The organism is Rhizobium sp. CB2179 (assembly GCF_057653455.1).
In genome coordinates this window covers 4,032,501-4,059,312 of record NZ_CM172781.1, presented here as the reverse complement: position 1 = coordinate 4,059,312, position 26,812 = coordinate 4,032,501, and the positions used below count along the sequence as shown (strand labels likewise).

At 62.0% G+C, this 26,812-nt stretch carries 24 protein-coding genes (1 of these 24 running past the window's edge); 17 read left to right on the top strand and 7 right to left on the bottom strand.

The features are described from left to right. Positions 1–139 precede the first annotated feature (139 nt). Positions 140–1,771, top strand: coding sequence for an AMP-binding protein (locus AC244Q_RS19995; RefSeq protein ID WP_113547929.1), 1,632 nt, complete (start codon positions 140–142; stop codon positions 1,769–1,771). A gap of 26 nt (positions 1,772–1,797) precedes the next feature. On the opposite strand, the gene AC244Q_RS19990 is transcribed toward AC244Q_RS19995, so the two are convergent. From AC244Q_RS19990 to secA, 3 genes are all read right to left on the bottom strand, one after another. Next, a complete protein-coding gene (locus AC244Q_RS19990) occupies positions 1,798–3,075 on the bottom strand; it encodes a GNAT family N-acetyltransferase (protein ID WP_113547923.1) in 1,278 nt (425 codons plus the stop codon). Next, entirely contained in the window at positions 3,076–4,491 is a 1,416-nt protein-coding gene (locus AC244Q_RS19985) for a lipopolysaccharide biosynthesis protein (protein WP_113547930.1), read from the bottom strand. A gap of 180 nt (positions 4,492–4,671) precedes the next feature. Further along, on the bottom strand, positions 4,672–7,389 hold the full coding sequence (gene secA / locus AC244Q_RS19980; protein ID WP_012759145.1) for a preprotein translocase subunit SecA: 2,718 nt from the start codon (positions 7,387–7,389) through the stop codon (positions 4,672–4,674). A gap of 246 nt (positions 7,390–7,635) precedes the next feature. Here secA and AC244Q_RS19975 point away from each other — a divergent pair, with 246 nt between their 5' ends. Then, on the top strand, positions 7,636–8,517 hold the full coding sequence (locus tag AC244Q_RS19975; RefSeq protein ID WP_128406143.1) for a peptidylprolyl isomerase: 882 nt from the start codon (positions 7,636–7,638) through the stop codon (positions 8,515–8,517). Positions 8,518–8,585: 68 nt separating this feature from the next. On the opposite strand, the gene AC244Q_RS19970 is transcribed toward AC244Q_RS19975, so the two are convergent. Then, positions 8,586–8,750 carry a hypothetical protein gene (locus tag AC244Q_RS19970; RefSeq protein ID WP_017995300.1) on the bottom strand — a complete coding sequence of 55 codons (165 nt, stop codon included), beginning with the start codon at positions 8,748–8,750 and terminating at the stop codon, positions 8,586–8,588. On the opposite strand from AC244Q_RS19970, the gene argJ reads away from it, so the two are divergent. The 5 genes from argJ (at position 8,749) to AC244Q_RS19945 (ending at position 11,871) form a co-directional block, all read left to right on the top strand. Continuing rightward, positions 8,749–9,990, top strand: a complete 1,242-nt coding sequence (argJ, locus tag AC244Q_RS19965) for a bifunctional glutamate N-acetyltransferase/amino-acid acetyltransferase ArgJ (RefSeq protein ID WP_128406142.1) — start codon at positions 8,749–8,751, stop codon at positions 9,988–9,990. The genes AC244Q_RS19970 and argJ overlap by 2 nt on opposite strands. After that, positions 9,971–10,777 carry a GNAT family N-acetyltransferase gene (locus AC244Q_RS19960; protein WP_012759142.1) on the top strand — a complete coding sequence of 269 codons (807 nt, stop codon included), beginning with the start codon at positions 9,971–9,973 and terminating at the stop codon, positions 10,775–10,777. Before argJ ends, AC244Q_RS19960 begins: the two co-directional genes overlap by 20 nt. After that, positions 10,774–11,187: an 8-oxo-dGTP diphosphatase MutT gene (mutT, locus tag AC244Q_RS19955; protein WP_012759141.1), complete on the top strand. Its 414-nt coding sequence runs from the start codon at positions 10,774–10,776 to the stop codon at positions 11,185–11,187. The genes AC244Q_RS19960 and mutT overlap by 4 nt, the downstream gene beginning before the upstream one ends. 126 nt (positions 11,188–11,313) lie before the next feature. Beyond that, the gene (locus AC244Q_RS19950) at positions 11,314–11,631 is read left to right on the top strand and encodes a hypothetical protein (protein WP_003543245.1); all 318 of its coding nucleotides are present in this window, start codon (positions 11,314–11,316) and stop codon (positions 11,629–11,631) included. A gap of 72 nt (positions 11,632–11,703) precedes the next feature. After that, positions 11,704–11,871, top strand: a complete 168-nt coding sequence (locus AC244Q_RS19945; RefSeq protein WP_012759140.1) for a Flp family type IVb pilin — start codon at positions 11,704–11,706, stop codon at positions 11,869–11,871. A 15-nt stretch (positions 11,872–11,886) separates the two neighbouring features. On the opposite strand, the gene AC244Q_RS19940 is transcribed toward AC244Q_RS19945, so the two are convergent. Next, positions 11,887–12,771, bottom strand: a complete 885-nt coding sequence (locus AC244Q_RS19940; protein WP_012759139.1) for a methyltransferase domain-containing protein — start codon at positions 12,769–12,771, stop codon at positions 11,887–11,889. Positions 12,772–12,848: 77 nt separating this feature from the next. Here AC244Q_RS19940 and AC244Q_RS19935 point away from each other — a divergent pair, with 77 nt between their 5' ends. Genes AC244Q_RS19935 through AC244Q_RS19920 form a run of 4 tightly spaced genes read left to right on the top strand, consistent with a single transcriptional unit; the run spans position 12,849 to position 15,207 of the window. Beyond that, a complete protein-coding gene (locus AC244Q_RS19935; RefSeq protein ID WP_128406141.1) occupies positions 12,849–13,625 on the top strand; it encodes a ComF family protein in 777 nt (258 codons plus the stop codon). A 31-nt stretch (positions 13,626–13,656) separates the two neighbouring features. Next, positions 13,657–13,914, top strand: a complete 258-nt coding sequence (gene grxC, locus AC244Q_RS19930) for a glutaredoxin 3 (protein WP_012759137.1) — start codon at positions 13,657–13,659, stop codon at positions 13,912–13,914. 10 nt (positions 13,915–13,924) lie between these two features. Continuing rightward, entirely contained in the window at positions 13,925–14,782 is an 858-nt protein-coding gene (locus AC244Q_RS19925) for a carbon-nitrogen hydrolase family protein (RefSeq protein WP_128406140.1), read from the top strand. Continuing rightward, the gene (locus AC244Q_RS19920; RefSeq protein WP_033182101.1) at positions 14,779–15,207 is read left to right on the top strand and encodes a DUF1178 family protein; all 429 of its coding nucleotides are present in this window, start codon (positions 14,779–14,781) and stop codon (positions 15,205–15,207) included. Before AC244Q_RS19925 ends, AC244Q_RS19920 begins: the two co-directional genes overlap by 4 nt. 76 nt (positions 15,208–15,283) lie before the next feature. On the opposite strand, the gene ubiG is transcribed toward AC244Q_RS19920, so the two are convergent. Continuing rightward, positions 15,284–16,030, bottom strand: a complete 747-nt coding sequence (ubiG, locus tag AC244Q_RS19915; protein WP_128406139.1) for a bifunctional 2-polyprenyl-6-hydroxyphenol methylase/3-demethylubiquinol 3-O-methyltransferase UbiG — start codon at positions 16,028–16,030, stop codon at positions 15,284–15,286. 297 nt (positions 16,031–16,327) lie between these two features. Between ubiG and AC244Q_RS19910 the strand changes: the two genes are divergently transcribed. From AC244Q_RS19910 to clpB, 6 genes are all read left to right on the top strand, one after another. Further along, positions 16,328–17,602 carry an aspartate kinase gene (locus AC244Q_RS19910; protein ID WP_128406138.1) on the top strand — a complete coding sequence of 425 codons (1,275 nt, stop codon included), beginning with the start codon at positions 16,328–16,330 and terminating at the stop codon, positions 17,600–17,602. A gap of 89 nt (positions 17,603–17,691) precedes the next feature. Then, positions 17,692–19,959: a phosphoenolpyruvate--protein phosphotransferase gene (gene ptsP, locus AC244Q_RS19905; RefSeq protein WP_012759132.1), complete on the top strand. Its 2,268-nt coding sequence runs from the start codon at positions 17,692–17,694 to the stop codon at positions 19,957–19,959. A 29-nt stretch (positions 19,960–19,988) separates the two neighbouring features. Next, a complete protein-coding gene (prfA, locus tag AC244Q_RS19900; RefSeq protein WP_012759131.1) occupies positions 19,989–21,068 on the top strand; it encodes a peptide chain release factor 1 in 1,080 nt (359 codons plus the stop codon). After that, on the top strand, positions 21,065–21,925 hold the full coding sequence (prmC, locus tag AC244Q_RS19895; protein ID WP_012759130.1) for a peptide chain release factor N(5)-glutamine methyltransferase: 861 nt from the start codon (positions 21,065–21,067) through the stop codon (positions 21,923–21,925). The genes prfA and prmC overlap by 4 nt, the downstream gene beginning before the upstream one ends. A 342-nt stretch (positions 21,926–22,267) precedes the next feature. After that, on the top strand, positions 22,268–23,038 hold the full coding sequence (locus AC244Q_RS19890) for a DUF4167 domain-containing protein (protein ID WP_017995289.1): 771 nt from the start codon (positions 22,268–22,270) through the stop codon (positions 23,036–23,038). A gap of 251 nt (positions 23,039–23,289) precedes the next feature. Then, the gene (gene clpB / locus AC244Q_RS19885; protein WP_012759128.1) at positions 23,290–25,890 is read left to right on the top strand and encodes an ATP-dependent chaperone ClpB; all 2,601 of its coding nucleotides are present in this window, start codon (positions 23,290–23,292) and stop codon (positions 25,888–25,890) included. 99 nt (positions 25,891–25,989) lie between these two features. Here the strand turns inward: clpB and AC244Q_RS19880 are convergent, their stop codons facing one another. Beyond that, a protein-coding gene (locus tag AC244Q_RS19880; RefSeq protein WP_017995288.1) for a M23 family metallopeptidase crosses the window boundary here: on the bottom strand, positions 25,990–26,812 show its end. It continues 1,118 nt past the right edge of the window; only the last 823 of its 1,941 coding nucleotides appear in the window; the start codon falls outside the window, past its right edge; the stop codon is at positions 25,990–25,992.

The window sequence follows — 26,812 nt, the reverse complement described above, 5'->3', positions numbered from 1 at the left end:
GAAAAATTATGCTGCATGCGCACAATGATCCGTGATCGAGACCTCTGAAGCCGCTCTCTTCGCTATCGATTCCGGCTGCAGCTTGCACATTCCCGCCGCAAGATGTTAGCTGATGCAGCATTTTTACCGGAATCCGACCATGCAGCTGCCGTCCCACGATCGCTATGACGATCTCTATTGCAATTTCTCCTGGCAGATCACGGAGGATTTCAATATCGGCCGCGCCGTCAGCGACGACTGGGCCGCGAGAGAACCCGAGCGCGTCTGCCTCGAGCATTTCAGCCCCGACGGCAATCATCGCGCGATGACCTATCGCGCGCTCGCCGACCGTTCCTCGGCCTTTGCAAATGCGCTCGTTTCACTTGATATCAAACGCGGCGATCGCGTCGCGCTGCTCTTGCCGCAATCCTTCGAAACGGTGATCGCGCATGTGGCGATCTACAAGACCGGCGCGATCGCGCTGCCACTGGCGCTGCTTTTCGGCGTCGAGGCGCTGGAATACCGGCTGAAGGCGGCAGGTGCTGTGGCCGTCGTCACCAATGGTTTCGGTCTCGAACGCATCCGGCAGATCCGTGGACGCCTGCCGGCGCTGAAGCATATCGTCAGCATCGACGGGGCGAGTGGCGATGCGACTGCTTTCGCCGAACTGGTGGATGGCTATCCCCCTGTCTTCGACATCGCCAAAACCGGTCCGGACGATCCGGCGCTGATGATCTTCACTTCGGGAACGACGGGGCCGCCCAAGGGCGCGTTGCACGGCCACCGCGTCCTGCCCGGCCATATTCCGGGCATGCAGTTCGCCCATGAGGGGTTTCCGCGGCCGGGTGATAAGGTCTGGACGCCGTCCGACTGGGCCTGGGCCGGCGGGCTGCTCAACGCGCTGCTGCCGAGCCTTCTGCTCGGGATTCCTGTCGTCTCTTCGCCGGCGCAGAAATTCGATGCCGACATGGCCTATCGCATCATGGCCGAGATGAAGGTGCGCAATGCCTTCATTCCGCCGACGGCGCTAAGGCTGATGAGATCCGTTGCCGATCCGCGCTCGAAATATGATCTGGCGCTGCGCACCATCGGCTCGGCCGGGGAGGCGCTCGGCCGCGAGACCTATGAATGGGCGCGGCATGTGCTCGGCATCACCGTCAACGAATTCTACGGCCAGACGGAGTGCAATTTCGTGCTTGCGTCGAGCGCTGCCTATGGTGTCACCAAAGCGGGCGCCATCGGACGGGCAGTGCCCGGGCACCGCGTCGCGATCGTCAGCGAGACGGGCGACGAGTTGCCCGTCGGCGAACCGGGCCAGATTGCCATCGCCAGTCCCGATCCTGTCATGTTCCTCGGCTACTGGGACGATACGGCAGCGACGGAACGAAAATTCGTCAAAGGCTGGCTGCTCACCGGCGATATCGGCCGGCAGGACGCCGAGGGATATGTGACCTTCGAAGGCCGCGACGACGACGTCATCACCTCGTCGGGATATCGCATCGGCCCGGCCGAGATCGAGGACTGCCTGATCGGTCATCCCGCCGTGCAGCTTGCCGCCGCCGTCGGCAAACCCGATGCCGTGCGCACCGAGATCGTCAAGGCCTATATCGTGCTTTCACCAGGCCATCAGCCAAGCGAGACGCTGGCCACCGACATCAGGGAATGGGTGAAGACGCGGCTTTCGATGCACGAATATCCGCGCGAAGTGGAATTCATCGATGCATTGCCGCTGACCACCACCGGGAAGGTGATCCGACGGCTGCTACGCGAAAGGGCCGCTGGCGAGGGATAGAACCGCTACGCATTTTGCTGGAATGCTTAGCCCCGGCCGGCAAGCGACATGATCTTTTCGCGCAGCATCTTCGCCATATTGCGGGTACTGCGGTACATGTGCAGCTGGGCGGTGACCTGGCGCATGTCGCGGTCGCTGTTCTGCGTCAAGCCGATTACCAGCGTTCCCATCTCCTCGCGCTCCTGCCAGAAGCGGCTCATGATCGGATGATCCGAGACCGCGCAGGAATCGGAGCGGACGATATTGGCGTCGTCGAGATGCCATTCGGTGAGTTCGCTCATCAGCAGCTTGCCAGGCGAATAGCGGGCATAGTTTTCGTCGTAGGCGGTCTTCCAGGTATAGGCCTCGCCGCCCATCATCAGCACGACGATGGCGGCAATCGCCTTGCCGTTGAGATCGATCGTGTGAATACGCACGGCATCGACGGCGGCAAGGTTCGACACCGCCTCGCGGGCGAAGGCCGTGTGATAACGATCGGTGACGAGAGCGCTTCGCCGCTTGCCCTTCCAGCCACCGGCTTCCATCGCCAGGAATTCCTCGAAGCGGATATGGATTTCGCGCGGTTGGCGGGCGACGGTATAGACCGCCGTTCCCTGTTCCTCCAGCTGCCGCCACTGGCGGCGCATCTCGCGCATATGCGAGGAGGCGATGGTTTTGCTGAGATAGGCCGGCGCCTCTTCCTCGCTCTGCAGCATTGGGCGCAGGTAGGGATTGGTAACGGTGACGGGAAGATTGCGGCTGAGCGCCACGGCCTTGACCATGCGCACGAAGATACCGTTCAGCCTGAGATCCGGCAGAACCAGTATGCCGGGCAGATTAAGATCACGGGCGGTCAGCCCCTCGAAAAGGTTGTCGAGGGTTTCGGCGGCATCCTCGCCGTCGACGAGCGGCGTGCCGAGCGGACCGAAACTGTTCGACCAGCCGCGGATGATCGACGGGCCGACGGCGAAGCCCGGCTTGTCGACCGAAAACGGCAAAAGGAAGCGCATGCGGCTGCGGCCGGCACTGTGGTCGCGGATCAGGGCGAAGTTCACCTGCCGGTCTTCGAGCCGCGGCATGGCGGGGGCGAGAAAGCGGCCGGAGAAAAAGACGTTCGGTTCCATCGCCCGGTTGGAAAGGAAATCGAGCTCATCCTGAAGCTCATAGCCGAGCTTACCCGGATAGAGGCAGAGCTCGCGCCCCGGCCGGCCGATCTCGGCGCGAGCCTCGGCTTGCGGCGCTTCGAAATGCAGTGCTGCGAGATCATGCACCATGCGGTTCGCAGCGCTGTCGGTGCTTTCGGTAACGGGGGGGATACGCACCATCTATCGAACTCTCATTTCTGGCGTTGCGGCGGAGGGGCTGGCGAAGGCGAAAAGGACGATGCCAAGCGTGCGGCGCACGGCGAGATGCAACAGGATCGCCTCGACGGCCATGGCGGAGGCCGTGGCGATCGCCGTGCCTTCGATGCCGTAATGCGGGATCAAAGCGAGGTTGAGGCCGACATTGGCCGTCAGTGCGCCGGCATAGAGCGCGACGCAGAGGTTCTGTTTGCCTGCCATCATCAGCAGCGTTTCGGCCGGGCCGATCAGCGATTTGGCGAGGATGCCGGCGAGCAGGATCGCCATGACCAGATAGCCTGATGTAAAAGCGCCGCCGAAGAGCGACAGCAGCAGATGGCCGGCCGCAAGCACGACAAGGCCGACCCCGAGCGCTGGCCAGAAGGTCCAGCGCGCGGCGTCGATGGCAGCGGCTGCCAGCTCTCCGTGGTTGCCTTCGGCGATGATCGAGGAAAAGCGCGGGCCGGAGGCCGCCTTGACCGAGAAATTGATGAAATGCACCAGCGCCATCGTTTTGGCAGCGGCGAAGTAGATGGCGACATCGTGCGGCTCGAGGAAGATGCCGACGACGACGACATCGGAATTGGTGAGCAGGAAGCTCACGCCCTCGATCAGGAAAATCGGAAAGGCGACGCTGAACCAGGCGAGGAAATCGACCTTGCGCGGGCCGTCGTCATAATGCCGGCGAAGGCGGTAGAGCGTTGCGGCATATTGGCCGAGGGCGGTGACGTAGGTCGCAACGAGCGCTGCCTGCATCGCGGTGACGGCAGTGTGATCGGCGCCGATGGCAATCGCAATCAGCATGAAGAGGATGATGAGGATCGGGCGGACGATATAGACGGGGCTCAGTGCCATCACCGGCCAATGGTTTGCCCGCGACGTCCCTTCCAGAATGTCGCCGAGCGCGATCATCGGCATGGCGAGCAGACCGATGAAGATCGGGACGAGATAATAGACCTGGATCATATCGCCGAAGAAATGCAGCCCGAGCATGCCGGCAGCGAGCACCGCCGTACCTGATAGCAGCGCAAAGATGCGCGCCGTGCCGGTCAGGCCGCGGATTTCTTCGAAAGCGCCCGCTGCCCTGTATTGCGGCAGGAAGCGGACGATTGCGGTGTGGAAACCGAGGCATGAGAGATCGCCGAAGACGACGACCAGCACCCAGACGAAAACGAAGATGCCATATTCATATTCACCCATCAGCCGGGCGAGCACGATCTGCGAGACGAAGGCGAGTGCGGCGCTGAGGATGCGGATCGAAAAGGCCGTCAGCGCCATGCGCTGGGCGGCCGCCCTCTCGCCGCGTTCGGTGAGCACGGCCGCAAGCAAACGCAGCGTCCGGCCGCCGATCGGGCGCAGGCCGGCGGGCAGCATCTTCTCCGCTGTTTCTATGACCGCCATGATGAACACGCAAAACTCTGAGGTCAGGCAAATCGCCCCTGAAGTCTTGCCAGAACAGGGTTAAGAAACGGTTCCGGATCAAGCTTGAGTCCGATGCTAGAATTCCGAATTTCCGGCGTTGCCGCAGAAAAGAAAATGCCGCCCGGAGGCGGCATTTTCGCGGATCGTTGCGGGCTTGCCTCAGACCTGCTCGAAGGCGCCGTGGCAGTGCTTGTATTTCTTGCCGGAGCCGCAGGGGCAGGTCTCGTTGCGGCCGACCTTGCCCCATGTGGCCGGGTCATCCGGGTTGCGGTTTTCAGGCGAAACGATGACTTCCGACGCCTGGTAGATCGCTGGGGCGAAATCGTCCTCGCCGGTCGTCGGATCCAGGTGATGGGCCTGCATCAGCGGTGGTTCTGGTTCGGCAGGGGCCTGCTGCACCAGTTCGACGCGCATCAGCTGGGCAGTAACGGCCTCGCGCAGGTTGTTGAGCAGCGCGGTGAAGAGCTCGAAGGCCTCCGACTTGTATTCCTGCAGCGGATCGCGCTGAGCATAGCCACGGAAGCCGATGACGGAGCGCAGATGGTCGAGGTTGACGATGTGCTCGCGCCAGAGATGATCGAGCGTCTGCATGACGATCGAGCGTTCGACATAATGCATGATGTCGTCACCGAAACGCTCGGCCTTTTCCGTGAAGGCGGCATTGGTGGCTTCCGTCAGGCGCTCGCGGATATCGTCTTCGCCGATACCTTCTTCCTTCACCCAGTCCTCGATCGGCAGGTCGAGATTGAGAATGTTCAACGCGCCGGTCTTCAGGCCGGCGGCATCCCATTGTTCGGCATAGGCACGTTCGGGGATATGCTTTTCGACCATGTCCTCGATCACCTCACGGCGCATATCGGAAACGGTCTCGGAAATATTGGTCGATTCCATCAGTTCGAGGCGCTGCTCGAAGATCACTTTGCGCTGATCGTTGAGAACGTCGTCATACTTCAGGAGGTTCTTGCGGATGTCGAAGTTGCGGGCTTCGACCTTCTTCTGGGCGCGCTCCAGGGCCTTGTTGATCCAGGGATGGACGATCGCCTCGCCCTCCTTGAGGCCGAGCTTGGTCAGCATGCTGTCCATGCGATCGGAGCCGAAGATGCGCATCAGGTCGTCCTGAAGCGACAGGTAGAACTTCGAGCGGCCAGGGTCGCCCTGACGGCCGGAGCGGCCGCGCAGCTGGTTGTCGATGCGGCGGCTTTCATGGCGTTCGGTCGCGATGACGTAGAGGCCGCCGGCTTCGAGCGCCTTCTGCTTGAGTTCCTTGATCTCCTCGATGATCGCCTGGATCCGGGCGTCACGCTCCGGACCGGCTTCGACTTCGCCGAGCTCGCGCTCGATGCGCATGTCGAGGTTGCCGCCGAGCTGGATGTCGGTGCCGCGGCCGGCCATGTTGGTGGCGATGGTGATGGCACCGGGCACGCCGGCCTGAGCGACGATATAGGCTTCCTGCTCGTGGTAGCGGGCGTTCAGCACCTTGAAGTCGTCGAAGCCCTGCTTGCGCAGGCGCTCGGCGAGCAGTTCCGATTTCTCGATCGAGGTGGTGCCGACCAGCACCGGCTGGCCGCGCTTGTGGGCGTCGAGGATCTCCTCGATGATCGCCTTGAACTTCTCGTCGAAGGTCCGGTAGACCTCGTCGTCCTCGTCGAGGCGCTTGATCGGCAGGTTGGTCGGGACCTCGATGACATCGAGATTGTAGATATTGGCGAATTCTTCCGCTTCCGTCTGCGCCGTGCCGGTCATGCCGGCGAGCTTGTCGTACATGCGGAAGTAGTTCTGGAAGGTGATCGAGGCCAGCGTCTGGTTTTCCGGCTGGATCTGCACCTTTTCCTTGGCTTCGAGCGCCTGGTGCTGGCCTTCCGAATAGCGGCGGCCCGGCATCATGCGGCCGGTGAACTCGTCGATGATGACGACTTCGTCGTTGCGGACGATATAGTCCTTGTCGCGCTGGAACAGCTTGTGGGCCTTCAGTGCGTTGTTGACGTGGTGGACGATCGCAACGTTCTCGATGTCGTAGAGCGCGTTGCCCTTCAAGAGGCCGGCCTGGCGGAGCAGGTTTTCCAGCTTCTCGGTGCCCTCTTCGGAGAAGTTGGCCGAGCGCTGCTTCTCGTCGATCTCGTAATCGCTGGGCACCAGCAGCGGAATGTAGGCGTCGATCGTATTATAGAGTTCGGAGCGGTCGTCGAGCGGACCGGAGATGATCAGCGGCGTGCGCGCCTCGTCGACGAGGATCGAGTCCACTTCGTCGACGATTGCGAAGTTGTGGCCGCGCTGGACCATCTGGTTCTTCTCGTACTTCATGTTATCGCGCAGATAATCGAAGCCGAGTTCGTTGTTGGTGGCGTAAGTGATGTCGCAGGCATAGGCCGCGTGGCGTTCCTCGTCGGAAAGGCCGTGGACGATGACGCCGGTGGTCATGCCGAGGAAGCCGTAGACGCGGCCCATGGTGGCGGCATCGCGCTGGGCGAGGTAATCGTTGACGGTGACGACGTGCACGCCCTTGCCGGAAAGCGCGTTCAGATAGACCGGCAGGGTGGCGACGAGGGTCTTGCCTTCGCCGGTCTTCATCTCGGCGATCGCATTTGAATGCAGGATCATACCGCCGACCAGCTGTACGTCAAAAGGTCGCAGGCCGAGAACGCGGCGCGAGGCTTCGCGCACGACGGCAAAGGCCGGGATCAGAATGTCGTCGAGCGTCTTGCCCTCGGCGAGCAGGGCGCGAAACTCCACGGTCTTTGCCGCGAGCTGCTCGTCCGTCAGGGCCTTCGTCTTCTCTTCGATAGAGTTGATGGCAGTGACGTTCGGCTGGTAGGACCGCACGCGGCGGTCGTTGGAAGACCCAAATAACTTGCGGGCTATACCGCCAAAGCTGACCATATGACTGGCCCTTTCTCAATATTCATCCCCGGCGTTTCTTGTCCGCGGCCCAGCCGAAAATCAGGCGCGCGCCTTAAAACGCCCGGAAACTGTTCTGGACGCGAGGTTGCGTGACAGATAAGAGGGGGGTCGAATGATGTCAACGGATTTGGCGGATACAGAAAGGCCACAATCCGGTGTTGATGGCTATTTTGGGCTGGATTCAGGGGATGCTGAAACCGGCAATGTAACTGTGAAGGGTATTTCATGTTGAGCACCAACAAACTTGCCGTTCTGGCGTTTGCAACTTTTGTTGCGCTCCAGGCCCCGGCCTATGCCGATGACGCCGTCATCGCCAAGGTCGGCACCCTGGAAATCCACCAGTCGGAACTCGACCTCGCCGTCGCCAATCTCGACCCCCAGCTGGCGCAGCTTCCCGATGACCAGAAGAAGGTCGCAGCCCTTTCCGCCGCCATCGACGTGAAACTGCTCGCCGCCGACGCTGCGGCCGAGAAGCTCGATCAAACCGACGAATTCAAGAAGCGCATGCAGTACCTCACCGACCGCGAGTTGCACAATGCCTACTTCAAAAAGCATGTCGTCGACATCGTGACGCCTGACGAAGTCAAGGCCCGCTACGACAAGGAAGTCGCCGCCCTACCGAAGCAGGAAGAAGTCCACGCCCGTCATATCCTCGTCAAGACCGAGGACGAAGCCAAGGACATCATCAAGCAGCTCGACGCCGGCAAGGATTTTGCCGAACTCGCCAAGGAAAAGTCCACCGATCCGAACAAGTCGGAAGGCGGCGATCTCGGCTATTTCTCGCGCGGCCGCATGGTCAAGGAATTCGAAGACGCAGCCTTCGCGCTTGAGAAGGGCACCTATTCCAAGACACCGGTTAAGACCGATTTCGGCTTCCACGTCATCAAGGTCGAGGATAAGCGCGACGCTCCGCCGCCGCCTTTCGAGCAGGTGCAGGATCAGGTTCGTCAGCTCGTCATGCGCGACAAGTATCTTGAGCTTCTGAACAAGGCAAAGGCCTCCGCCAAGATCGAGATCACGGACGAGACGCTGCGCAAGGGCTACGACCAGGCCAACAAGCAGCCGGAGCCGGGCAGCGAGCCCGTCGCCCCGGCGCCGAAGCCGTAATATTCGCATCAGGGCCCGGTTCTTCCGGGCCCTTCCTTAGATCCGGATGATCTTGGGGCCTGATCGGTCTAAAGTCTGACATCCAGATCTAAATCAAAGAATTTGAGCATGATGTCGTTCGAAAACCGCTGACACTTTTCGGCATCATGCTCTGGCATCGTTTGTTGTCGCATTTCCGGACGGCGAACCGGTTTCCATTTCGCCTGGAAATGCTCATTGGCAGGTCTCATCATGTCCGGTTCCGTCTCTCCGCTCGCTCCGAAATCCTTCGTCTCGATACCACCGCTGCGCGGCGTGCGTATGGCGACGGCTTCAGCCGGCATCAAGTACAAGAACCGGACCGACGTGCTGCTGATGGTCTTCGACAGGCCGGCGGCTGTCGCGGGCGTTTTTACCCGCTCGAAGTGCCCGTCGGCGCCGGTGGATTTCTGCCGGGCCAATCTTTCCCATGGCAGCGCCCGCGCCGTCGTCGTCAACTCAGGCAATGCCAATGCTTTCACCGGCCTGAAGGGCCGCCAGGCGACCGCGCTGACGGCGAAGTCGGCTGCCGCTGCGGTCGGCTGCGCCGAAAATGAGGTCTATCTGGCCTCGACCGGGGTCATCGGCGAGCCGCTCGATGCCACCAAATTCGCAGGCGTTCTGGATCGGATGCAGGTCGAAGCGACCGGCGATTTCTGGTTCGAGGCCGCCAAGGCGATCATGACGACCGACACCTATCCGAAGGTTTCGAGCCGCAGCGCCGAAATCGGCGGCGTGGCTGTGACGATCAACGGTATCGCTAAGGGCGCCGGCATGATCGCGCCCGATATGGCGACGATGCTCTCCTTCGTCGTCACCGATGCCGACATCGCGCCTGCCGCGTTGCAGGCGCTTCTGTCTGACGGCGTCGGCCCGACGTTCAATTCCATGACCGTCGATAGCGACACCTCCACCTCGGACACACTGATGCTGTTTGCGACGGGTGCTGCGGCCGAGGACGGTCAGGCCCGCATCGAACGCGCCGACGACCCGCGCCTTGCCGCCTTCCGGGCCGCACTCAACGAAGTGCTGAAGGATCTGTCGCTACAGGTGGTGCGCGATGGCGAGGGCGCCACCAAGATGCTCGAAATCACCGTGACGGGTGCCGAGAGCGATGCCGCCGCCAAGCGCATCGCGCTGTCGATTGCCAATTCGCCACTGGTCAAGACCGCGGCCGCCGGCGAAGACGCCAATTGGGGCCGTATCGTCATGGCCGTCGGTAAATCCGGCGAGATGGCCGATCGCGACCGGCTCGCCATCTGGTTCGGCGATATCCGGGTCGCCGTCAACGGCGAGCGTGATCCCGATTATTCCGAGGCGGCCGCCTCGGACGTCATGAAGGCGCAGGATATCCCCGTCAAAGTCGATATCGGGCTCGGCGCCGGCACGGCAACGGTCTGGACCTGCGACCTCACCAAGGAATATGTTGCCATCAATGGCGACTATCGGAGCTGATCGTTCATTGGCGCAGGCATCCATTTCCTCACACAATCTGCCGCTGGTGCGCAGGCTGGAGGCCGTCGGCTTCCGCGCCTGGCCGGCGGCATCCGTGCAATATGATGGCAGCTGGCAGGTACGGCTGACGGCCGGTCACCCGTCCAACCGGCTGAACTCGATCGTGCCGCTCGATCCTTCGGATCATCGCGACGTCGAAATCCGCCTGGAAAAGGCGAGCCGGAAGTTTGAAGCCTATGGCCGCGCCGCCGTGGTCCGCCAGACGCCGCTTGCCTCGCCGGTGCTAATCGAACTTCTGCGCGCGCAGAACTGGACGCGCTTCGACGATACGGTGGTGATGACCTGCGACCTTGCCGAGGCAGAGCTGCCGGATACGCTCGATCACCTGCCGACCCATGATGTCGGCCGTTTCGTCGACGCCAACCTCGCCGTCGACCAGGCGCCACCGAGGCTGAAGCCGGCGCTTGCCGAGATCATTTCGGCGATCAAGCCGCCATCCGGCCTGTTCATGATCGAGAACGCGGCGGACGGCCCGCTTGCGACCGTGCTCTGCGTCCAGGACAACGACCTCGCCGGCATCATGTCGCTTTCGGTCTCCGAGGCGCGGCGGCGCGAGGGGCTCGGCATCGAAATCCTGACCTCGGCGCTACGCTGGGCGCGCATGCGCAGCGCCCGTTCGGCCTGGCTGCAGGTGAAGCTGTCCAACCGCCCGGCCATCGCACTCTACGAGCGCCTCGGTTTTCGCGACGCCTATCATTATTGCTATTGGCAAAAGGAGCCGCGATGAGCGAGGCGGGCCGGAAGATATTGCTGGTCGCCGCCTGTGCGCTGATCGATGCCGACGGGCGTATCCTGTTGGCACAGCGCCCCGAGGGAAAGTCGCTCGCCGGGCTCTGGGAGTTTCCCGGCGGCAAGGTCGAGCCGGGTGAGACGCCGGAGGAAACGCTGGTGCGCGAGCTCGAGGAAGAACTCGGCATCAACACCAAGATCGCCTGCCTGGCGCCGCTGACCTTCGCCAGCCACTCCTACGAGACCTTCCACCTTTTGATGCCGCTTTATATCTGCCGGCGCTATGAGGGCATTCCCCAGGGCCGCGAGGGTCAGGCGCTGAAATGGGTGCGCCCGCAGGCGTTGCGCGATTATCCGATGCCGCCGGCCGACGAGCCGCTCATCCCGATGTTGCAGGATTTACTTTAGCATTGTCTGATTATTATTGTGCCACGCCATTTTCGGCTGTGGATATTAATGGATCGTTTAACACCTTCTGCCAAAGATCGGCCTCAATCAAGCATCTGGCGTGCGTGTATTAAAAGGCTTGACGTCATGGACGATGATTTCTGGAAAGCTGTCCGGGAAAAGGAACGGGCCTCGTCTGCCTCGCGCAGGACGGGTGCGCTGAATATCGCCCTTCTGTTCGGCACGGCAGTGGTCGCGTTGACGCTCATCCTGACGCCAATGCTTGCGGATTCCTCGAAGAAAAGCGTCTTTGCCAGTGCTCCGGCGGATTTCGATACGATCACGACAGGATCGATCCCGAAGAGCGAAAGCGGCAAGCGTTATACGATCCGCCGCAGCGTCCTCCAGGATACGCCCGGCTCGGTCTGCGTCGTCCAGGGCTACGGCGTCGGCGCCGGTTGCTGAAAAATGCCGGCCATCGTCCCGATGGTCGTGGAATTGGTCGTTTGTTGTCGGTTTCGCGCAGCGGGTGGGGTCATGCGTCTTTTGAAAGCATTTGTTGCAGATAACAGAGGTGCGACGGCGATCGAATACGGCCTCGTCGCCGCCCTCATTGGTGGCGCACTCGTCTCCGCTCTGGGAATCTTCAGCGGCAGCCTGCAGGACGTCTTCAACGTGATCAACAATAATCTGACCGTCAATTGAAGAAGCAACCGGCCATTACTGCCTGAGCTTGTGCTCGTCCACCTTCAGCGCATCGGCGAGGCGCGCCTTGGCTGAACCGGGCTTCAGCGGCTTTTGCTGGCTCTCGTGCGCAGCCCATCCCGAGACATAGATGATCGAGAAGGTGGCGCGGATGCGTCCGTCGGGATCGGCATAGCGTTCGGCGTAGATCTCCGCTGCGCGCAGGAAGAAAGCGCGCGTCAGCGGCATGCGGCCGCGGGCTGCAAGCGGATTGCTCATGCCCATCGCTCTCAGATCCCGCATCAGCGGAAAGAGCGAATCATAACGTACCGTGTAGTTCTCCGCGTCGATCACCGGCAGCGTGAAGCCGGCGCGTTGCATGAGATTGCCGACATCGCGCACATCAGCGAAGGGAATGACACGCGGGCTTGCGCCACCCGTCATCTCGACCTCGGCGGCCAGCAGCACCTCGCGCAGTTCCTGCAACGTGCCGGCGCCGGGGATCGCCGCCAGAAACAGGCCATCCGGCTTCAGGGCGCGGCGGATCTGGATGAAGACGCCCGGCGTATCGTTGGTCAGATGCAGGCTGAGCGGCGCAAGGATGAGATTGACCGATTGCGGTTCGAGCGGCACGTCCTCGAGCGGCGCCTCGATCAAGTTTTCGCCTGGCCCGGCATAGGCCTTGTCGCTTTCGACGCGGATCATCGTGCCGATCTTGCCCGTCGCCAGTGCGGCCCGGGCGGCAGCACCGGTCGCGCCATGCAGTTCGACGGCGGTCTCGAAAGTCCGCTCGACCACGGAAAGCCTCTCGGCCATTTCCTCAGCGGCGATGTCGAGCAGGAAGGCGGCTTTCGGGTCGTTGTTTACAAGCGCGCGGCGGCGATGTGCGGCGATCAGGGCTCTGTCGAAGATCGTTTCCATGGCGATGTCCTTAGTCTCGTGCCGCCTGTGCGGCAAGACGATTTTCCTTTCGCGAAGAACACGCTAGTCTCTGCGGCATGGGCCTGATCAACATCGAAAAACCGTCAGAGTTCCTGCGGACGCATCTCTTGCGGCCGTTTTCGGCGCTTGCTGATTTCTTTTATCCACCCGCCTGCTCGGTCTGCGGCATTTCGACCGGCGGCCATCGCGGGCTCTGCGCGAAATGCTGGTCCGGTATCCGCTTCATCGAACGGCCCTATTGCGAGGTGCTCGGCATTCCCTTCTCGCATGATCTCGGCGCCGGCATCCTCAGTGCTGAGGCGATCGCCAACCCGCCGCCCTTCGACCGGCTGCGGTCGGCGGCGACCCACGACCGTGCCGTCCGCGATCTCGTTCATGGGCTCAAATATCGCGATCGCACCGATCTGGCGCCGATGATGGCCGCCTGGATGCTGCGCGCTTCCGACGGGACGGTCGAGAGCTGCGACGCGCTGATCCCGGTGCCGCTGCACCGTAGCCGTATGCTGACGCGCAAGTTCAACCAGGCAGCAGAGCTTGCCCGCCATATGGCAAGGCTCTCGGGCAAGCCGCTGCTTGCCGCCACGCTTATGCGCGTCAAGCGCACCAGCCAGCAGGTCGGCCTTGGCGCCAAGGCGCGCGAAGACAATGTCAGGGGCGCTTTTGCGATCGCCAAGGGTTGCGAAAACGACATTTTCGGCAAGCGCATCGTCCTTATCGACGACGTCTATACAACGGGGGCGACGGTCGCCGCGGCAAGCCGGACACTGCGCAAGGCGGGTGCGACCGACATAACGGTTTTGACCTTTGCAAGGGCTCTCTCCGAGCCTATATGACAGAAATACCCGGCATCGGTCTGGAGAGATTATGGTACGCGTCACCATCTATACACGGCAGTTCTGCGGCTATTGCACCCGCGCCAAGTCCCTTCTCGAAGAAAAGGGTGTCGAATATGTCGAGCACGACGCGACCTTTTCGCCGGATCTTCGCCAGGAGATGATCGGCAAGTCGAACGGGCGTACCACTTTTCCGCAGATCTTCATCGGCGCCGATCATGTCGGCGGTTGCGACGATCTCTTTGCGCTCGATCGGGCCGGCAAGCTCGACCCGTTGCTGGCGGCTTGAGGAAGAACCGATGAGCTTCAAGGCCGCCGCTGTCCAGATGTGCTCCGGGGTCGATCCGGTGAAGAACGCCGCCGCCATGGCGCGGCTGGTGCGCGAGGCCGCTGGCCAGGGCGCGACCTATGTGCAGACTCCCGAGATGACCGGCATGCTGCAGCGCGACCGTACAGCGGCACGCGCCGTGCTTGCCGACGAAGCGCATGATATCATCGTCAAGACCGGCTCAGAGCTCGCCATAGAACTCGGCATCCACATGCATGTCGGTTCGACGGCGATTGCCCTTGCCGATGGCAAGATCGCCAATCGCGGTTTCCTGTTCGGTCCCGACGGCAGGGTTCTCAATCGCTACGACAAGATCCACATGTTCGACGTCGACCTCGACAATGGCGAGAGCTGGCGTGAAAGTGCGGCCTATACGGCCGGCTCGGAGGCCCGCGTCCTGTCGCTGCCTTTTGCCGAAATGGGCTTTGCGATCTGTTACGACGTGCGGTTTCCCGCGCTCTTCCGCGCCCAGGCGGTGGCCGGCGCCGAGGTGATGACAGTTCCTGCCGCCTTCACCAAGCAGACCGGCGAGGCGCATTGGGAGATCCTGCTCAGGGCACGCGCGATCGAGAACGGGGTCTTCGTCATCGCCGCCGCGCAGGCCGGCCGGCATGAGGACGGGCGCGAGACCTTCGGCCATTCGATGATCATCGATCCCTGGGGCACGGTTTTGGCGTCGGCCGGCGCCACCGGCGAGGCGGTTATCGTCGCCGAGATTGATCCCGCCGCGGTCAAGGCCGCACATGACAAGATCCCGAACCTGAGGAATGGTCGGGAATTCTCGGTCGAGAAGATTGCGGGGGCAATCGCCGGAGGCGTCGCCGCTTGATCCGCTATTCCCTCACCTGTGACAATGCCCATGAATTCGAAGGCTGGTTTTCGGAAAGCGCCGATTTCGATCGTCAGGTCGAAACCGGTTTCCTGACCTGCCCGGTCTGTCATTCCGCCGCCATTTCCAAGCTGTTGATGGCGCCTTCGGTGTCGACCGCGCGCGGGAAGGACGAGAGGCAGACGCTGGCGATGGATGCCATGCGCCGCGAGGCCCTGCAAAAACTCAAGGAGGCCGTTGCGGCGGTCAAGGCGAATTCCGAGGACGTCGGCACGCAATTCCCCGAGGAAGCGCGCAAGATCCATTACGGCGAGGCGGATGCCCGTGGTATCATCGGCCAGGCGACGGTCGACGAGGCGCAGGCGCTCTTGGAAGAAGGCATCGAGATCGCGGCCATTCCGGCTTTGCCGGAGGACGTGAACTGACATGCAGTCGGCGCGTCTGGCCGCCTATCTGCATCTCGCGCCGCCGATAGTGTAGCCGGCTTATTGACGGCGGGAACTATGCCGGCCGCTTTGCCAGCAGCATATAATTCACGTCCATATCCTTAGATAGGTTCCACTGGTTCGACAGCGGATTGAAGAAGACGCCGGTGCGGTCGGTGATCTCAAGGCCGCTTGCCACCAGTGGCTTTTCCAGTTCTTCCGGACGTACCAGTTTTTCGTACTGATGCGTGCCGCGTGGCAGCCAGCGCAGAATGTTCTCGGCGGCGAAGATGGCAAGCGCTGCCGCCTTCATCGTGCGGTTGATGGTGGCAACGAAGATCAGGCCACCGGGGCGGACCATTTTCGCGCAGGTGGTCATGAAGAATTCGACATCGGCGACGTGCTCCACCACCTCCATGTTCAAGACGATATCGAAGGTCTCGCCAGCCGCAGTGAGTTCCTCGGCGGTGACGGCGCGATAGTCGACCGAAACGCCGGAGGCCTTCGCATGGCTGGAGGCGATGCCGATATTCTTCTCGGACGGATCGGCGCCGACGACGGAAGCGCCCATGCGGGCGACAGGTTCGGACAACAGGCCGCCGCCGCAGCCGATATCGAGCACGCGCAGGCCCTCGAGCGGGCGCGCGCTTTTTGGATCACGGTTGAAATTCTCGCAGGCTTTGTCGCGGATATAGGAGAGCCGGACGGGATTGAATTTGTGCAGCGGCTTGAACTTGCCGGTCGGGCTCCACCATTCCGCCGCCATCGCCGAGAAGCGGTCCACTTCGCCCTGGTCGATCGTGCTTCTGGCGCCTTCCGTCATCGTCCGCTCCTTCATTCGTGACATGTGAAGTCGGACGATCGAGAGCATAAGTCAAGAGGCGCAGATCAGGGGACTGACGAGCACGGAGCCGCTCGCCAATAGCTTTTATCGGACGCGCTTGCCTCCCCCCGCCAAACTCGCTAAGAGACGCCGCAACTTGGGGCCTTTGGGGCCTGGGCTTTTAGAGCGGTTCCAGAAGTTGGGAATCCGGCTCTCTGGCCCAAACGATCTGCCCCAGAGCTTTCGTGATGCCGGGTCCGGTTTTCCGCTTCCCGGCGCCAGTCGTGGTAGAGGCATATGGCACGCATCGTAATGAAATTCGGCGGCACGTCCGTCGCTGACCTGGACCGCATCAAGAACGTTGCCCGCCACGTAAAACGCGAAGTCGATGCCGGGCACGAGGTGGCGGTGGTGGTGTCGGCCATGTCCGGCAAGACCAATGAACTGGTCGGCTGGGTCCAGGGCACACCGAAGGTCATCGGCGCCAATTCCCCGTTCTACGATGCGCGGGAATATGATGCGGTGGTCGCATCGGGTGAGCAAGTGACCTCCGGTCTGCTGGCGATCGCATTGCAGGCGATGGATATCAATGCGCGTTCCTGGCAGGGATGGCAGATCCCGATCCGCACCGACAACGCGCATGGCGCGGCACGGATCATGGAGATCGACGGCACCGACATCGTCAAACGGATGGGCGAGGGGCAGGTCGCCGTGATCTCCGGCTTCCAGGGGCTGGGACCCGACAACCGTATCGCGACGCTCGGGCGCGGCGGGTCGGACACTTCGGCCGTCGCAATCGCGGCAGCTGTCAAGGCGGACCGTTGCGATATCTATACCGATGTCGACGGCGTCTACACGACCGACCCGCGCATCGTGCCGAAGGCGCGCAGGCTGAAGAAGATCGCCTTCGAGGAAATGCTGGAAATGGCCTCGCTCGGCGCCAAGGTATTGCAGGTGCGCTCGGTCGAGCTTGCCATGGTGCACAAGGTGCGCACCTTCGTGCGCTCATCATTCGAAGATCCCGATGCTCCGGGCATGGGCGATCTGCTGAACCCGCCCGGAACGCTGATTTGTGACGAGGATGAAATCGTGGAACAGGAAGTAGTCACCGGCATCGCCTATGCCAAGGATGAGGCTCAGATCTCGCTTCGCCGTCTTGCCGACCGGCCGGGCGTTTCCGCGGCGATCTTCGGGCCGCTCGCCGAATCCCATATCAATGTCGACATGATCGTCCAGAATATTTCCGAGGACGGGTCGAAGACCGACATGACCTTCACCGTGCCGTCAGGCGATGTCGAGAAGGCGATCAAGGTGCTCGGCGACCATAAGGAGAAGATCGGCTACGATGTCGTGCAGAACGAATCGGGGCTGGTGAAAGTATCGGTCATCGGCATCGGCATGCGCAGCCACGCGGGCGTCGCCGCTAGCGCATTTCGTGCACTTGCCGAAAAAGGCATCAACATCAAGGCGATCACCACCTCCGAGATCAAGATTTCCATCCTGATCGACGGTCCCTATGCAGAACTCGCTGTCAGGACTTTGCATTCCTGCTACGGTCTGGATAAGAATTGATTCCCAGCGGGCGGCCTGCCCCTTCAGGTTGAGGAGACGAGGGCCGGCCCGCCGGGACTGAGTGCGTTGTTTCGGGAGCTTGAGACGCCATGAGAGACCTTTCCGGCGGTCCGCGCGTGCTGCTCAGGCGGCTGCGCGAGTTGATGGCGGAGCCGCTGGAGCCGCAGGATCGTCTTGACCGGATCGTCCGCCAGATCGCCGGCAACATGGTGGCGGAGGTTTGCTCCGTCTATGTGCTGCGCGCCGACGGCGTCCTCGAACTCTACGCGACCGAAGGCCTCAACCGCGAGGCCGTGCATCTCGCGCAACTGAAGATGGGGCAGGGCCTGGTCGGCACGATCGCGGCCTCGGCCCAGCCGCTCAACCTTTCCGACGCGCAGTCGCACCCTGCCTTCCGCTACCTGCCGGAAACGGGCGAAGAGATCTACCATTCCTTCCTCGGCGTGCCGATCCTCAGGACCGGGCGCTCGCTCGGTGTTCTCGTTGTGCAGAACAAGGCGAGCCGCAATTATCGCGAGGAAGAGCTGGAAGCGCTCGAGACGACGGCGATGGTGCTTGCAGAGATGATCGCCACCGGCGAGCTCAAGAAGATCACCAAGCCAGGCCTCGAACTCGACCTGACGCGTTCGGTCACCGTCGACGGCGACACTTATAATGACGGCATCGGCCTCGGTTACGTCGTGCTGCACGAGCCGCGCATCGTCGTCACCAACCTGCTGAACGAGGATGCCGAGAAGGAAATCCGGCGGCTGGCCGAAGCCATGGGCTCGCTGCGGATCTCGATCGACGACATGCTGTCGCGTCGCGACGTGTCGATGGAGGGCGAACACCGCGAGGTGCTCGAAACCTATCGCATGTTTGCGCATGACCAGGGCTGGGTGCGCAAGCTCGAGGAGGCGATCCGCAACGGCCTGACGGCGGAAGCAGCAGTCGAGAAGGTGCAGAGCGACACCAAGGCGCGGATGATGCGGTTGACCGACCCTTATCTGCGCGAACGCATGCATGATTTCGAGGATCTGGCGAACCGTTTGCTCAGACAGTTGACCGGTTATACCGGCCGGACGTCCGGCGAAGGTTTCCCCAGCGATGCGATCATCCTGGCGCGCGCCATGGGAGCAGCCGAACTGCTAGATTATCCGCGTGCCAATGTCCGCGGGCTGGTGCTGGAAGAAGGGGCGGTAACAAGCCATGTGGTGATCGTCGCGCGCGCCATGGGCATTCCGGTCATAGGTCAGGCGGCGGGCGTGGTGGCGCTCGCCGAGAATGGCGATGCCGTGATCATCGATGCCGACGAGGGACATGTGCATCTGCGGCCGATGGCCGATCACCGGCGTTCCTACGAGGAGAAGGTTCGCTTCCGTGCCAGGCGGCAGGAGCAGTTCCGGGCGCTGCGCGCCGTCGAGCCGGTGACCAAGGATGGGCAACGGATCGCGCTGATGATGAATGCCGGCCTGCTGGTCGACCTGCCGCAGCTTTCGGAATCGGGCGCCGAGGGCATCGGCCTTTTCCGCACCGAGCTGCAGTTCATGATCGCCTCCACCATGCCGAAGGCGGAGGAGCAGGAGCAGTTCTACCGCAATGTGATAAAGCAGGCGGCGGGCCGCACTGTCACCTTCCGTACGCTCGATATCGGCGGCGACAAGGTCGTGCCCTATTTCCGTGGCCATGAGGAAGAAAATCCCGCCCTCGGCTGGCGCGCCATCCGGTTGTCGCTCGACCGGCCGGGTCTGTTGCGCACCCAGTTGCGTGCTCTGCTGAAGGCATCGGCCGACACCGAGCTGAAGCTGATGGTGCCGATGGTGACCGAGGTTTCCGAGCTGAAGATGGTGCGCGAGCTCTTGCAGAAGGAAGTGCAGCATCTGTCGCGCTTCGGCCACGGGCTGCCGCGCAAGCTGCAATTCGGCGCGATGCTGGAGGTGCCTGCATTGCTCTGGCAGCTCGATGAACTGATGGAGGCGGTCGATTTCGTCTCGGTAGGTTCGAACGACCTCTTCCAGTTCTCGATGGCGGTCGATCGCGGCAATGCGCGGGTTTCGGACCGCTTCGATCCGCTCGGCAAGCCGTTCTTACGCATCCTGCGCGATATCGTACGCGGGGCGGACCGGAACAAAACACCGGTGACGCTCTGCGGCGAACTCGCCAGCAAACCGATCTCGGCGATGGCGCTGCTCGGCATCGGCTTCCGCTCGATTTCGATGTCGCCGGCCTCGATCGGGCCGGTGAAGGCGATGCTGCTCGGGCTGGATGTCGGGGCACTGACGAAGGCGATGGACGAGGTGCTGGACGATCACCACGCCTTGATGCCGATGCGCGAGGTGCTTGCCCGCTTCGCCGAGAGCCACAATATTCCCCTTTAGACAGAGATTAAGAAGAATCGGAGTGAAGGGTGGCGAAGCTTCCCGTTGAAAAGATGCGCGAGCTGGAACGTCGTTTCGGCGAGATCGAGGCGCGCATGTCGGCTGGCCCGGCTGCCGATGTCTATGTGAAGCTCGCATCCGAATATTCCGAGCTGCAGCCTGTCGTGACGAAGATCCGCGTCTATGAGAAGGCGGTCGCCGAGCTTGCCGATCTCGAAACGCTGCTCGAGGACAGGTCGGTCGACCGCGAGATGCGCGAACTCGCCGAGCTGGAGCTGCCCGAGGTGAAAGAGCAGATCGAGGTGCTTGAGCAGGAGATGCAGATCCTGCTTCTGCCGAAGGACGCAGCCGACGAAAAGAGCGCGATCCTCGAAATCCGCGCCGGCACGGGCGGCTCGGAAGCGGCCCTTTTTGCCGGCGATCTCTTTCGCATGTACGAGCGTTTTGCAGCGGAAAAGGGCTGGAAGGTGGAGGTGCTCTCGGCGAGCGAGGGCGAAGCCGGCGGCTACAAGGAAATCATCGCGACGATCACCGGCAGGGGTGTCTTTGCCAAGCTGAAATTCGAATCCGGCGTGCATCGTGTGCAACGCGTGCCGGAAACCGAGGCGGGTGGGCGTATCCATACGTCGGCCGCAACGGTTGCGGTGCTGCCGGAGGCCGAGGAGATCGACATCGAGATCCGGGCCGAAGACATCCGCATCGACACGATGCGCTCTTCGGGTGCTGGCGGCCAGCACGTCAATACGACGGACTCGGCAGTGCGCATCACCCATCTTCCGAGCGGCATCGTCGTCACCAGTTCGGAAAAATCGCAACACCAAAATCGCGCCAAGGCGATGCAGGTGCTGCGCTCCAGGCTTTACGATGCCGAGCGGCAGAGGGCCGATAGCGAGCGCTCTGCCGATCGCAAGAGCCAGGTCGGCTCCGGCGATCGCTCGGAACGTATCCGCACCTATAATTTCCCGCAGGGGCGGGTAACGGACCATCGCATCAATCTGACGCTCTATAAGCTCGACCGGATGATGGAAGGCGAGATCGAGGAGGTCGTCGACGCGCTGATGGCCGATTACCAGGCCAGCCAGCTGGCGCAGCTCGGCGAGCAACAATGAGCTCGACGGTCGCCGATATGCTTGCCGATGCGCGCCGCCGCTTCACCGAAGCAGGTATCGTCGACCCGGCGACCGATGCGCGGCTGCTGGTCGCGGGCCTTCTGAAACTGTCGCCGACCGAGCTGTTGACGCGATCGGCCGAGAGGCTTTCTGCTGAGCAAGCCGAAGCGATTTTCAGGGCGCTGGAGCGGCGCCTCGGTCATGAGCCGGTGCATCGCATTCTCGGCGAGCGGGAATTCTATGGCCTGCCACTTCGGCTCTCGGCGGAAACGCTGGAACCGCGGCCGGATACGGAAATCCTGGTCGATACGGTTCTCGTCTATCTCAAGGACCTTGCAAAGGTGCAAAGCCGTCTCCATATCCTTGACATGGGAACCGGGACGGGGGCGATATGCCTTGCGCTTTTGAGCGACTGTCCTGATGCGTCAGGTGTCGGCAGCGACATATCGGCGGATGCACTTCTGACGGCAAGATCGAATGCAGAAAGAAACGGATTGCAGGATCGTTTTCAGGTCGTACAGTCGAGTTGGTTCGAGAACATCCAGGGATCCTTTCACGCGATTGTCTCAAATCCGCCCTATATTGCTTCCAATGTCATTCACGATCTCGCTCCCGAAGTGACCAAATTTGATCCGGCTGCGGCTCTGGATGGCGGCCCGGATGGGCTTGACGCTTACAAAGCCATAGCCAAGGATGCGGCAAGGTTCATCAGGCCCGATGGGGTCGTCGGACTGGAGATCGGCTACGATCAGCGAAACGACGTGACGGCGATCTTTGAAGCGAAGGGCTTCAGGTGCCTCAAATCCGTAAAAGATTATGGTCAGAACGACAGGGTGCTCGTGTTCGCGCTCGCGTGAGAGACGATAATGCGGCATTGAACAGGACATTATTGTTATTGCGAAGAAAAGGCTTGGATTTCCCGGTGAAGCAATATAGGTTGCGGTCACGTGTTGGGCAGATAGGAATGAACGAGATTCGTTCGGTACTTGGTTTGCCTCGGGGGCCCGCTCTTTTAAACGAGAGTTTCAACGGTTGAACACGACCCAATGCGTGAATCAGTCAAACTGACTTGAGAACCAAGCGGCAGGTCGGCGCAAAGGCGCAGTATGCTCGCGGCACAAAGGTCCTGACCCGGTTTTCCGGTCATGGCGGTTGGTGCCATGTATCCATCACAAACAGAGAATTCAGGTGAACGATCTATGAGGCCAGGACAGCAGAACAAGCGCGGTCGAGGGCGTGGCAACAATAACAACGGCGGCGGTGGCGGCGGCGGTGGAAATAACAATAACAACAATTTCAACCGCAAGGGCGGCAATCCGCTGACCCGGACCTATGACAGCTCCGGCCCCGATGTGAAGATTCGCGGTACTGCGCAGCATATCGCCGAAAAATACGCACAGCTCGCCCGCGACGCCCAAAGCTCCGGCGACCGCGTGATTGCCGAGAATTATCTCCAGCACGCCGAACATTATAATCGTATCATCGCCAGCGCCCAGGCGCAGATGCAGGAACGCTTCCAGCGCGACGATCGCGGCGAGTACAATGATCGCGACGGTGCGGACCGCGACGGCGACGACATGGACAACAATGACAATGAGAATGACAATGACGGCGACGATGTCGTTATCGTCCAGCCGCCGCAGAGCAGGCCGCACCAGCCGCAGCAGAGCAGACAGCACCAGCCGCAGGCACAGCCGAAGCCGGTAGCCGCTCAGGCGCCTGCGCCGGCACCCCAGTCCGAGGTCATCGATGGAACCGGCCCGCAGCCGGAGATCGAAGGCATTCCGGCCGAAGTCGCCATGGACGAGGAAGGTGCCGGCGGCCAGCCGCGCGAACGCCAGCCCCGCCGCCGCAGCACCGGCAGCCGCCCCCGTCGCCCGCGTCGGGGTGCCGAGGGCGAAGAAGCAGCCGCTGAAGGCGAAGGTGCCTCTGCCGAGGCGCCAGTGCTGGCTGACGTCACATCGGAATGAGGATTTCGCTTCCCCTTCAGGGAGAGCGTGACGTTCATGCCATCTACTCGAATTAGCTTGAAAATCCCCGGCCTTGTGCCGGGGATTTTCATTTTATGGGCTCTTTAAACTCGCTGAACAGGCTACCATATTCTCTTCGAACTGCTTCGCCCGAATCCCAGCCGGGCAAAGCGCGACCTGCCTTTTCAGGGGGTCGATCTCAATCATCGGTCTGCGCCTCGTCAGGGCAGGGCGATCCATGGAGGCAGAATATGAATATCGAGAAATATTCGGAGCGGGTGCGCGGTTTCATCCAGTCCGCCCAGACCTATGCGCTGGCGCAGGGTCACCAGCAATTCACGCCCGAACATGTGCTGAAAGTCCTGCTCGACGACGATCAGGGCATGGCGGCGTCGCTGATCGAGCGCGCCGGCGGCGATGCCAAGGCCGCCCGCCTGGCCAATGACGCGGCTCTCGCCAAGTTGCCGAAGATCTCCGGCGGCAACGGCAACATCTATCTGGCACAACCGCTCGCTAAGGTCCTTTCGACCGCCGAAGAAGCGGCGAAGAAGGCCGGCGACAGCTTCGTAACCGTCGAGCGCCTGCTGCAGGCGCTGGCGATCGAATCCTCGGCCTCGACCTTTTCGACGCTGAAGAACGCAGGCGTGACGGCCCAGGGCCTCAACCAGGTCATCAACGACATCCGCAAGGGCCGGACGGCGGATTCCTCCAATGCCGAGCAGGGTTTTGACTCGCTGAAGAAGTTCGCACGCGATCTCACCGCCGAAGCCCGCGAGGGCAAGCTCGACCCGGTGATCGGCCGCGACGACGAAATCCGCCGCACCATCCAGGTGCTTTCGCGCCGTACCAAGAACAATCCAGTGCTGATCGGCGAACCCGGCGTCGGCAAGACGGCGATCGTCGAGGGCCTGGCGCTGCGCATCGTCAACGGTGACGTGCCGGAATCGCTCAAGGACAAGAAGCTGATGGCGCTCGACATGGGCGCGCTGATTGCCGGTGCGAAATACCGCGGCGAATTCGAGGAGCGGCTGAAGGCCGTGCTCAATGAAGTCCAGGCGGAAAACGGCGAGATCATCCTGTTCATCGACGAGATGCACACGCTGGTCGGCGCAGGCAAGGCGGATGGGGCGATGGATGCCTCCAACCTCCTGAAGCCGGCTCTTGCCCGCGGTGAGCTGCATTGCGTCGGCGCGACCACGCTCGACGAATACCGCAAACATGTCGAGAAGGATCCGGCCCTTGCCCGCCGCTTCCAGCCCGTCGTCGTCGATGAACCGACGGTCGAAGACACGATCTCGATCCTGCGCGGCTTGAAGGAAAAATACGAGCAGCATCACAAGGTGCGCATCGCCGATGCGGCGCTGGTGGCTGCGGCGACGCTTTCCAACCGCTATATCACCGATCGTTTCCTGCCGGACAAGGCGATCGACCTGATGGACGAGGCGGCAGCGCGGTTGCGCATGCAGGTGGATTCCAAGCCGGAAGAGCTCGACGAACTCGACCGCCGTATCATGCAGCTGAAGATCGAGCGCGAAGCGCTGAAAAAGGAAACGGACGTCGCGTCTGCCGACCGTCTGAAGCGGCTTGAAACCGAAGTGACCGATCTCGAGGAACAGGCCGATGCGCTGACGGCCCGCTGGCAGGCGGAAAAGCAGAAACTCGGCCTTGCCGCCGATCTCAAGAAGCAGCTCGATGATGCCCGCAACGAACTGGCGATCGCCCAGCGCAAAGGCGAATTCCAGCGTGCCGGCGAGCTGACCTACGGCGTCATTCCCGATCTTGAAAAGCAGCTCGTCGATGCCGAGAAGCAGGATGGCGACCGCGGCGCGATGGTGCAGGAGGTGGTCACCCCCGACAATATCGCCCATATCGTTTCCCGCTGGACCGGCATTCCGGTCGACAGGATGCTGGAGGGCGAACGTGACAAGCTGCTTCGGATGGAAGACGAACTGGCGAAATCGGTGATCGGCCAAGGCGATGCGGTTCAGGCCGTGTCGCGCGCCGTCCGCCGCGCGCGCGCCGGCCTGCAGGATCCGAACCGGCCGATCGGCTCGTTCATCTTCCTCGGCCCGACCGGCGTCGGCAAGACGGAGCTCACCAAGGCGCTCGCCCGCTTCCTCTTCGACGACGAAACGGCGATGGTGCGCATGGACATGTCGGAATATATGGAGAAGCACTCCGTTGCCCGGCTGATCGGTGCACCTCCCGGCTATGTCGGTTATGACGAAGGCGGAGCGCTGACGGAAGCCGTGCGTCGCAGACCCTATCAGGTCGTGCTGTTCGACGAGATCGAAAAGGCGCATCCCGACGTCTTCAATATCCTGCTGCAGGTGCTGGACGATGGACGCCTGACCGACGGTCAGGGCCGGACGGTCGATTTCCGCAACACGATGATCATCATGACCTCGAACCTCGGCGCCGAATATCTGACGCAACTGAGGGATGGCGACGACAGCGACACGGTTCGCGAGCAGGTGATGGAGGTCGTGCGCGGGCATTTCCGGCCGGAATTCCTGAACCGCATCGACGAGATCATTCTGTTCCATCGCTTGAAGCGCGAGGAGATGGGCGCGATCGTCGATATCCAGCTGAAGCGGCTGGTGGCTTTGCTGTCCGAGCGCAAGATCATCATCGATCTCGACGAGGAAGCCCGGCACTGGCTGGCGAACAAGGGTTACGATCCGGTCTACGGTGCAAGGCCGCTGAAGCGGGTGATCCAGAAGTTCGTGCAGGATCCGCTGGCCGAGCAGATCCTGTCCGGCCAGGTGCCGGATGGATCGACGGTGACGGTGACGAGCGGTTCGGACCGGCTGCAGTTCAGGACGAGGCAGACGGTGAGCGAAGCAGCGTAAATCCAGTTTGCCGGATGAATGAGAAATGGCGGCTTCGGCCGCCATTTTTCGTTGGATGGTCGGGGCCGTTTGTTGGAGGGGAAGCAGCGTAGATGGACGCTACTTGCTCGCCACCTGGTCCGGCGTCTGGTTGTTGAGCAGCGTATCGATGCGTTTGCGCTCGTCTTCGAATTTCGCCAGCGCCTCGCCCTGCAGCGATTTGCCGCCCGGCAGGCGGATGCGCAGCGGATCGACCTTGGTGCCGTTGACGATCAGCTCGTAATGCAGGTGAGGGCCGGTGGATTCGCCCGTCGTGCCGACCCAGCCGATCACCTGGCCCTGGCGGATCTTGGCACCGGGGACGACGCCCTTGGCGATGGCGCTCTGGTGATTGTAGGAGGATTCATAGCCGTTGGCATGGCGCACGATCGTCTGGTTGCCGTAACCGCCGGAATCCCAGCCGGCTTTTTCGACCGTGCCGTTGCCGGCGGCGATGATCGCCGTGCCGCGCGGTGCAGCCCAATCGACGCCGGTGTGCATGCGGGCAAAACCGAGGATCGGATGGCGGCGCATGCCGAAGCCCGATTTGAAGATGCCGTTCGGAACCGGGTTACGCAGCAGGAACTGGCGGATGCTCTTGCCGTTCTCGTCGAAATAATCGACCGTGCCGTCTTCGGGGTCCTGGAAGCGGTAGAAGCGCGTCTGCGTATCGCCGAAACGGGCGTTGACATAGAGCAGTTCGGAATCCTCGGTCGCCTGACCGGCGCTGTCGGCGACGGAGAAGAAGGCTTCGAGACTGTCGGTGGGCCTCAGCTGCGCCTGGAAATCGACATTGCTGGCGAGCAGCTTGATGATCAGCGCCGTCATATCCTTGGTCATGCCGTAGGAAAGGGCAGCACGATAGATGCCGTCATAGACGCGCGGCAGGTTCTGGCCGGGGGGC

Excerpts from the sequence above, each read along its gene's own strand:
- AC244Q_RS19995 (WP_113547929.1), top strand. The coding sequence starts at position 140 with ATGCAGCTGCCGTCCCACGATCGCTATGACGATCTCTATTGCAATTTC.
- AC244Q_RS19990 (WP_113547923.1), bottom strand. The coding sequence starts at position 3,075 with ATGGTGCGTATCCCCCCCGTTACCGAAAGCACCGACAGCGCTGCGAAC.
- AC244Q_RS19985 (WP_113547930.1), bottom strand. The coding sequence starts at position 4,491 with ATGGCGGTCATAGAAACAGCGGAGAAGATGCTGCCCGCCGGCCTGCGC.
- secA (WP_012759145.1), bottom strand. The coding sequence starts at position 7,389 with ATGGTCAGCTTTGGCGGTATAGCCCGCAAGTTATTTGGGTCTTCCAAC.
- AC244Q_RS19975 (WP_128406143.1), top strand. The coding sequence starts at position 7,636 with ATGTTGAGCACCAACAAACTTGCCGTTCTGGCGTTTGCAACTTTTGTT.
- argJ (WP_128406142.1), top strand. The coding sequence starts at position 8,749 with ATGTCCGGTTCCGTCTCTCCGCTCGCTCCGAAATCCTTCGTCTCGATA.
- AC244Q_RS19970 (WP_017995300.1), bottom strand. The coding sequence starts at position 8,750 with ATGATGAGACCTGCCAATGAGCATTTCCAGGCGAAATGGAAACCGGTT.
- AC244Q_RS19960 (WP_012759142.1), top strand. The coding sequence starts at position 9,971 with ATGGCGACTATCGGAGCTGATCGTTCATTGGCGCAGGCATCCATTTCC.
- mutT (WP_012759141.1), top strand. The coding sequence starts at position 10,774 with ATGAGCGAGGCGGGCCGGAAGATATTGCTGGTCGCCGCCTGTGCGCTG.
- AC244Q_RS19950 (WP_003543245.1), top strand. The coding sequence starts at position 11,314 with ATGGACGATGATTTCTGGAAAGCTGTCCGGGAAAAGGAACGGGCCTCG.
- AC244Q_RS19945 (WP_012759140.1), top strand. The coding sequence starts at position 11,704 with ATGCGTCTTTTGAAAGCATTTGTTGCAGATAACAGAGGTGCGACGGCG.
- AC244Q_RS19940 (WP_012759139.1), bottom strand. The coding sequence starts at position 12,771 with ATGGAAACGATCTTCGACAGAGCCCTGATCGCCGCACATCGCCGCCGC.
- AC244Q_RS19935 (WP_128406141.1), top strand. The coding sequence starts at position 12,849 with ATGGGCCTGATCAACATCGAAAAACCGTCAGAGTTCCTGCGGACGCAT.
- grxC (WP_012759137.1), top strand. The coding sequence starts at position 13,657 with ATGGTACGCGTCACCATCTATACACGGCAGTTCTGCGGCTATTGCACC.
- AC244Q_RS19925 (WP_128406140.1), top strand. The coding sequence starts at position 13,925 with ATGAGCTTCAAGGCCGCCGCTGTCCAGATGTGCTCCGGGGTCGATCCG.
- ubiG (WP_128406139.1), bottom strand. The coding sequence starts at position 16,030 with ATGACGGAAGGCGCCAGAAGCACGATCGACCAGGGCGAAGTGGACCGC.
- AC244Q_RS19910 (WP_128406138.1), top strand. The coding sequence starts at position 16,328 with ATGGCACGCATCGTAATGAAATTCGGCGGCACGTCCGTCGCTGACCTG.
- ptsP (WP_012759132.1), top strand. The coding sequence starts at position 17,692 with ATGAGAGACCTTTCCGGCGGTCCGCGCGTGCTGCTCAGGCGGCTGCGC.
- prmC (WP_012759130.1), top strand. The coding sequence starts at position 21,065 with ATGAGCTCGACGGTCGCCGATATGCTTGCCGATGCGCGCCGCCGCTTC.
- AC244Q_RS19890 (WP_017995289.1), top strand. The coding sequence starts at position 22,268 with ATGAGGCCAGGACAGCAGAACAAGCGCGGTCGAGGGCGTGGCAACAAT.
- clpB (WP_012759128.1), top strand. The coding sequence starts at position 23,290 with ATGAATATCGAGAAATATTCGGAGCGGGTGCGCGGTTTCATCCAGTCC.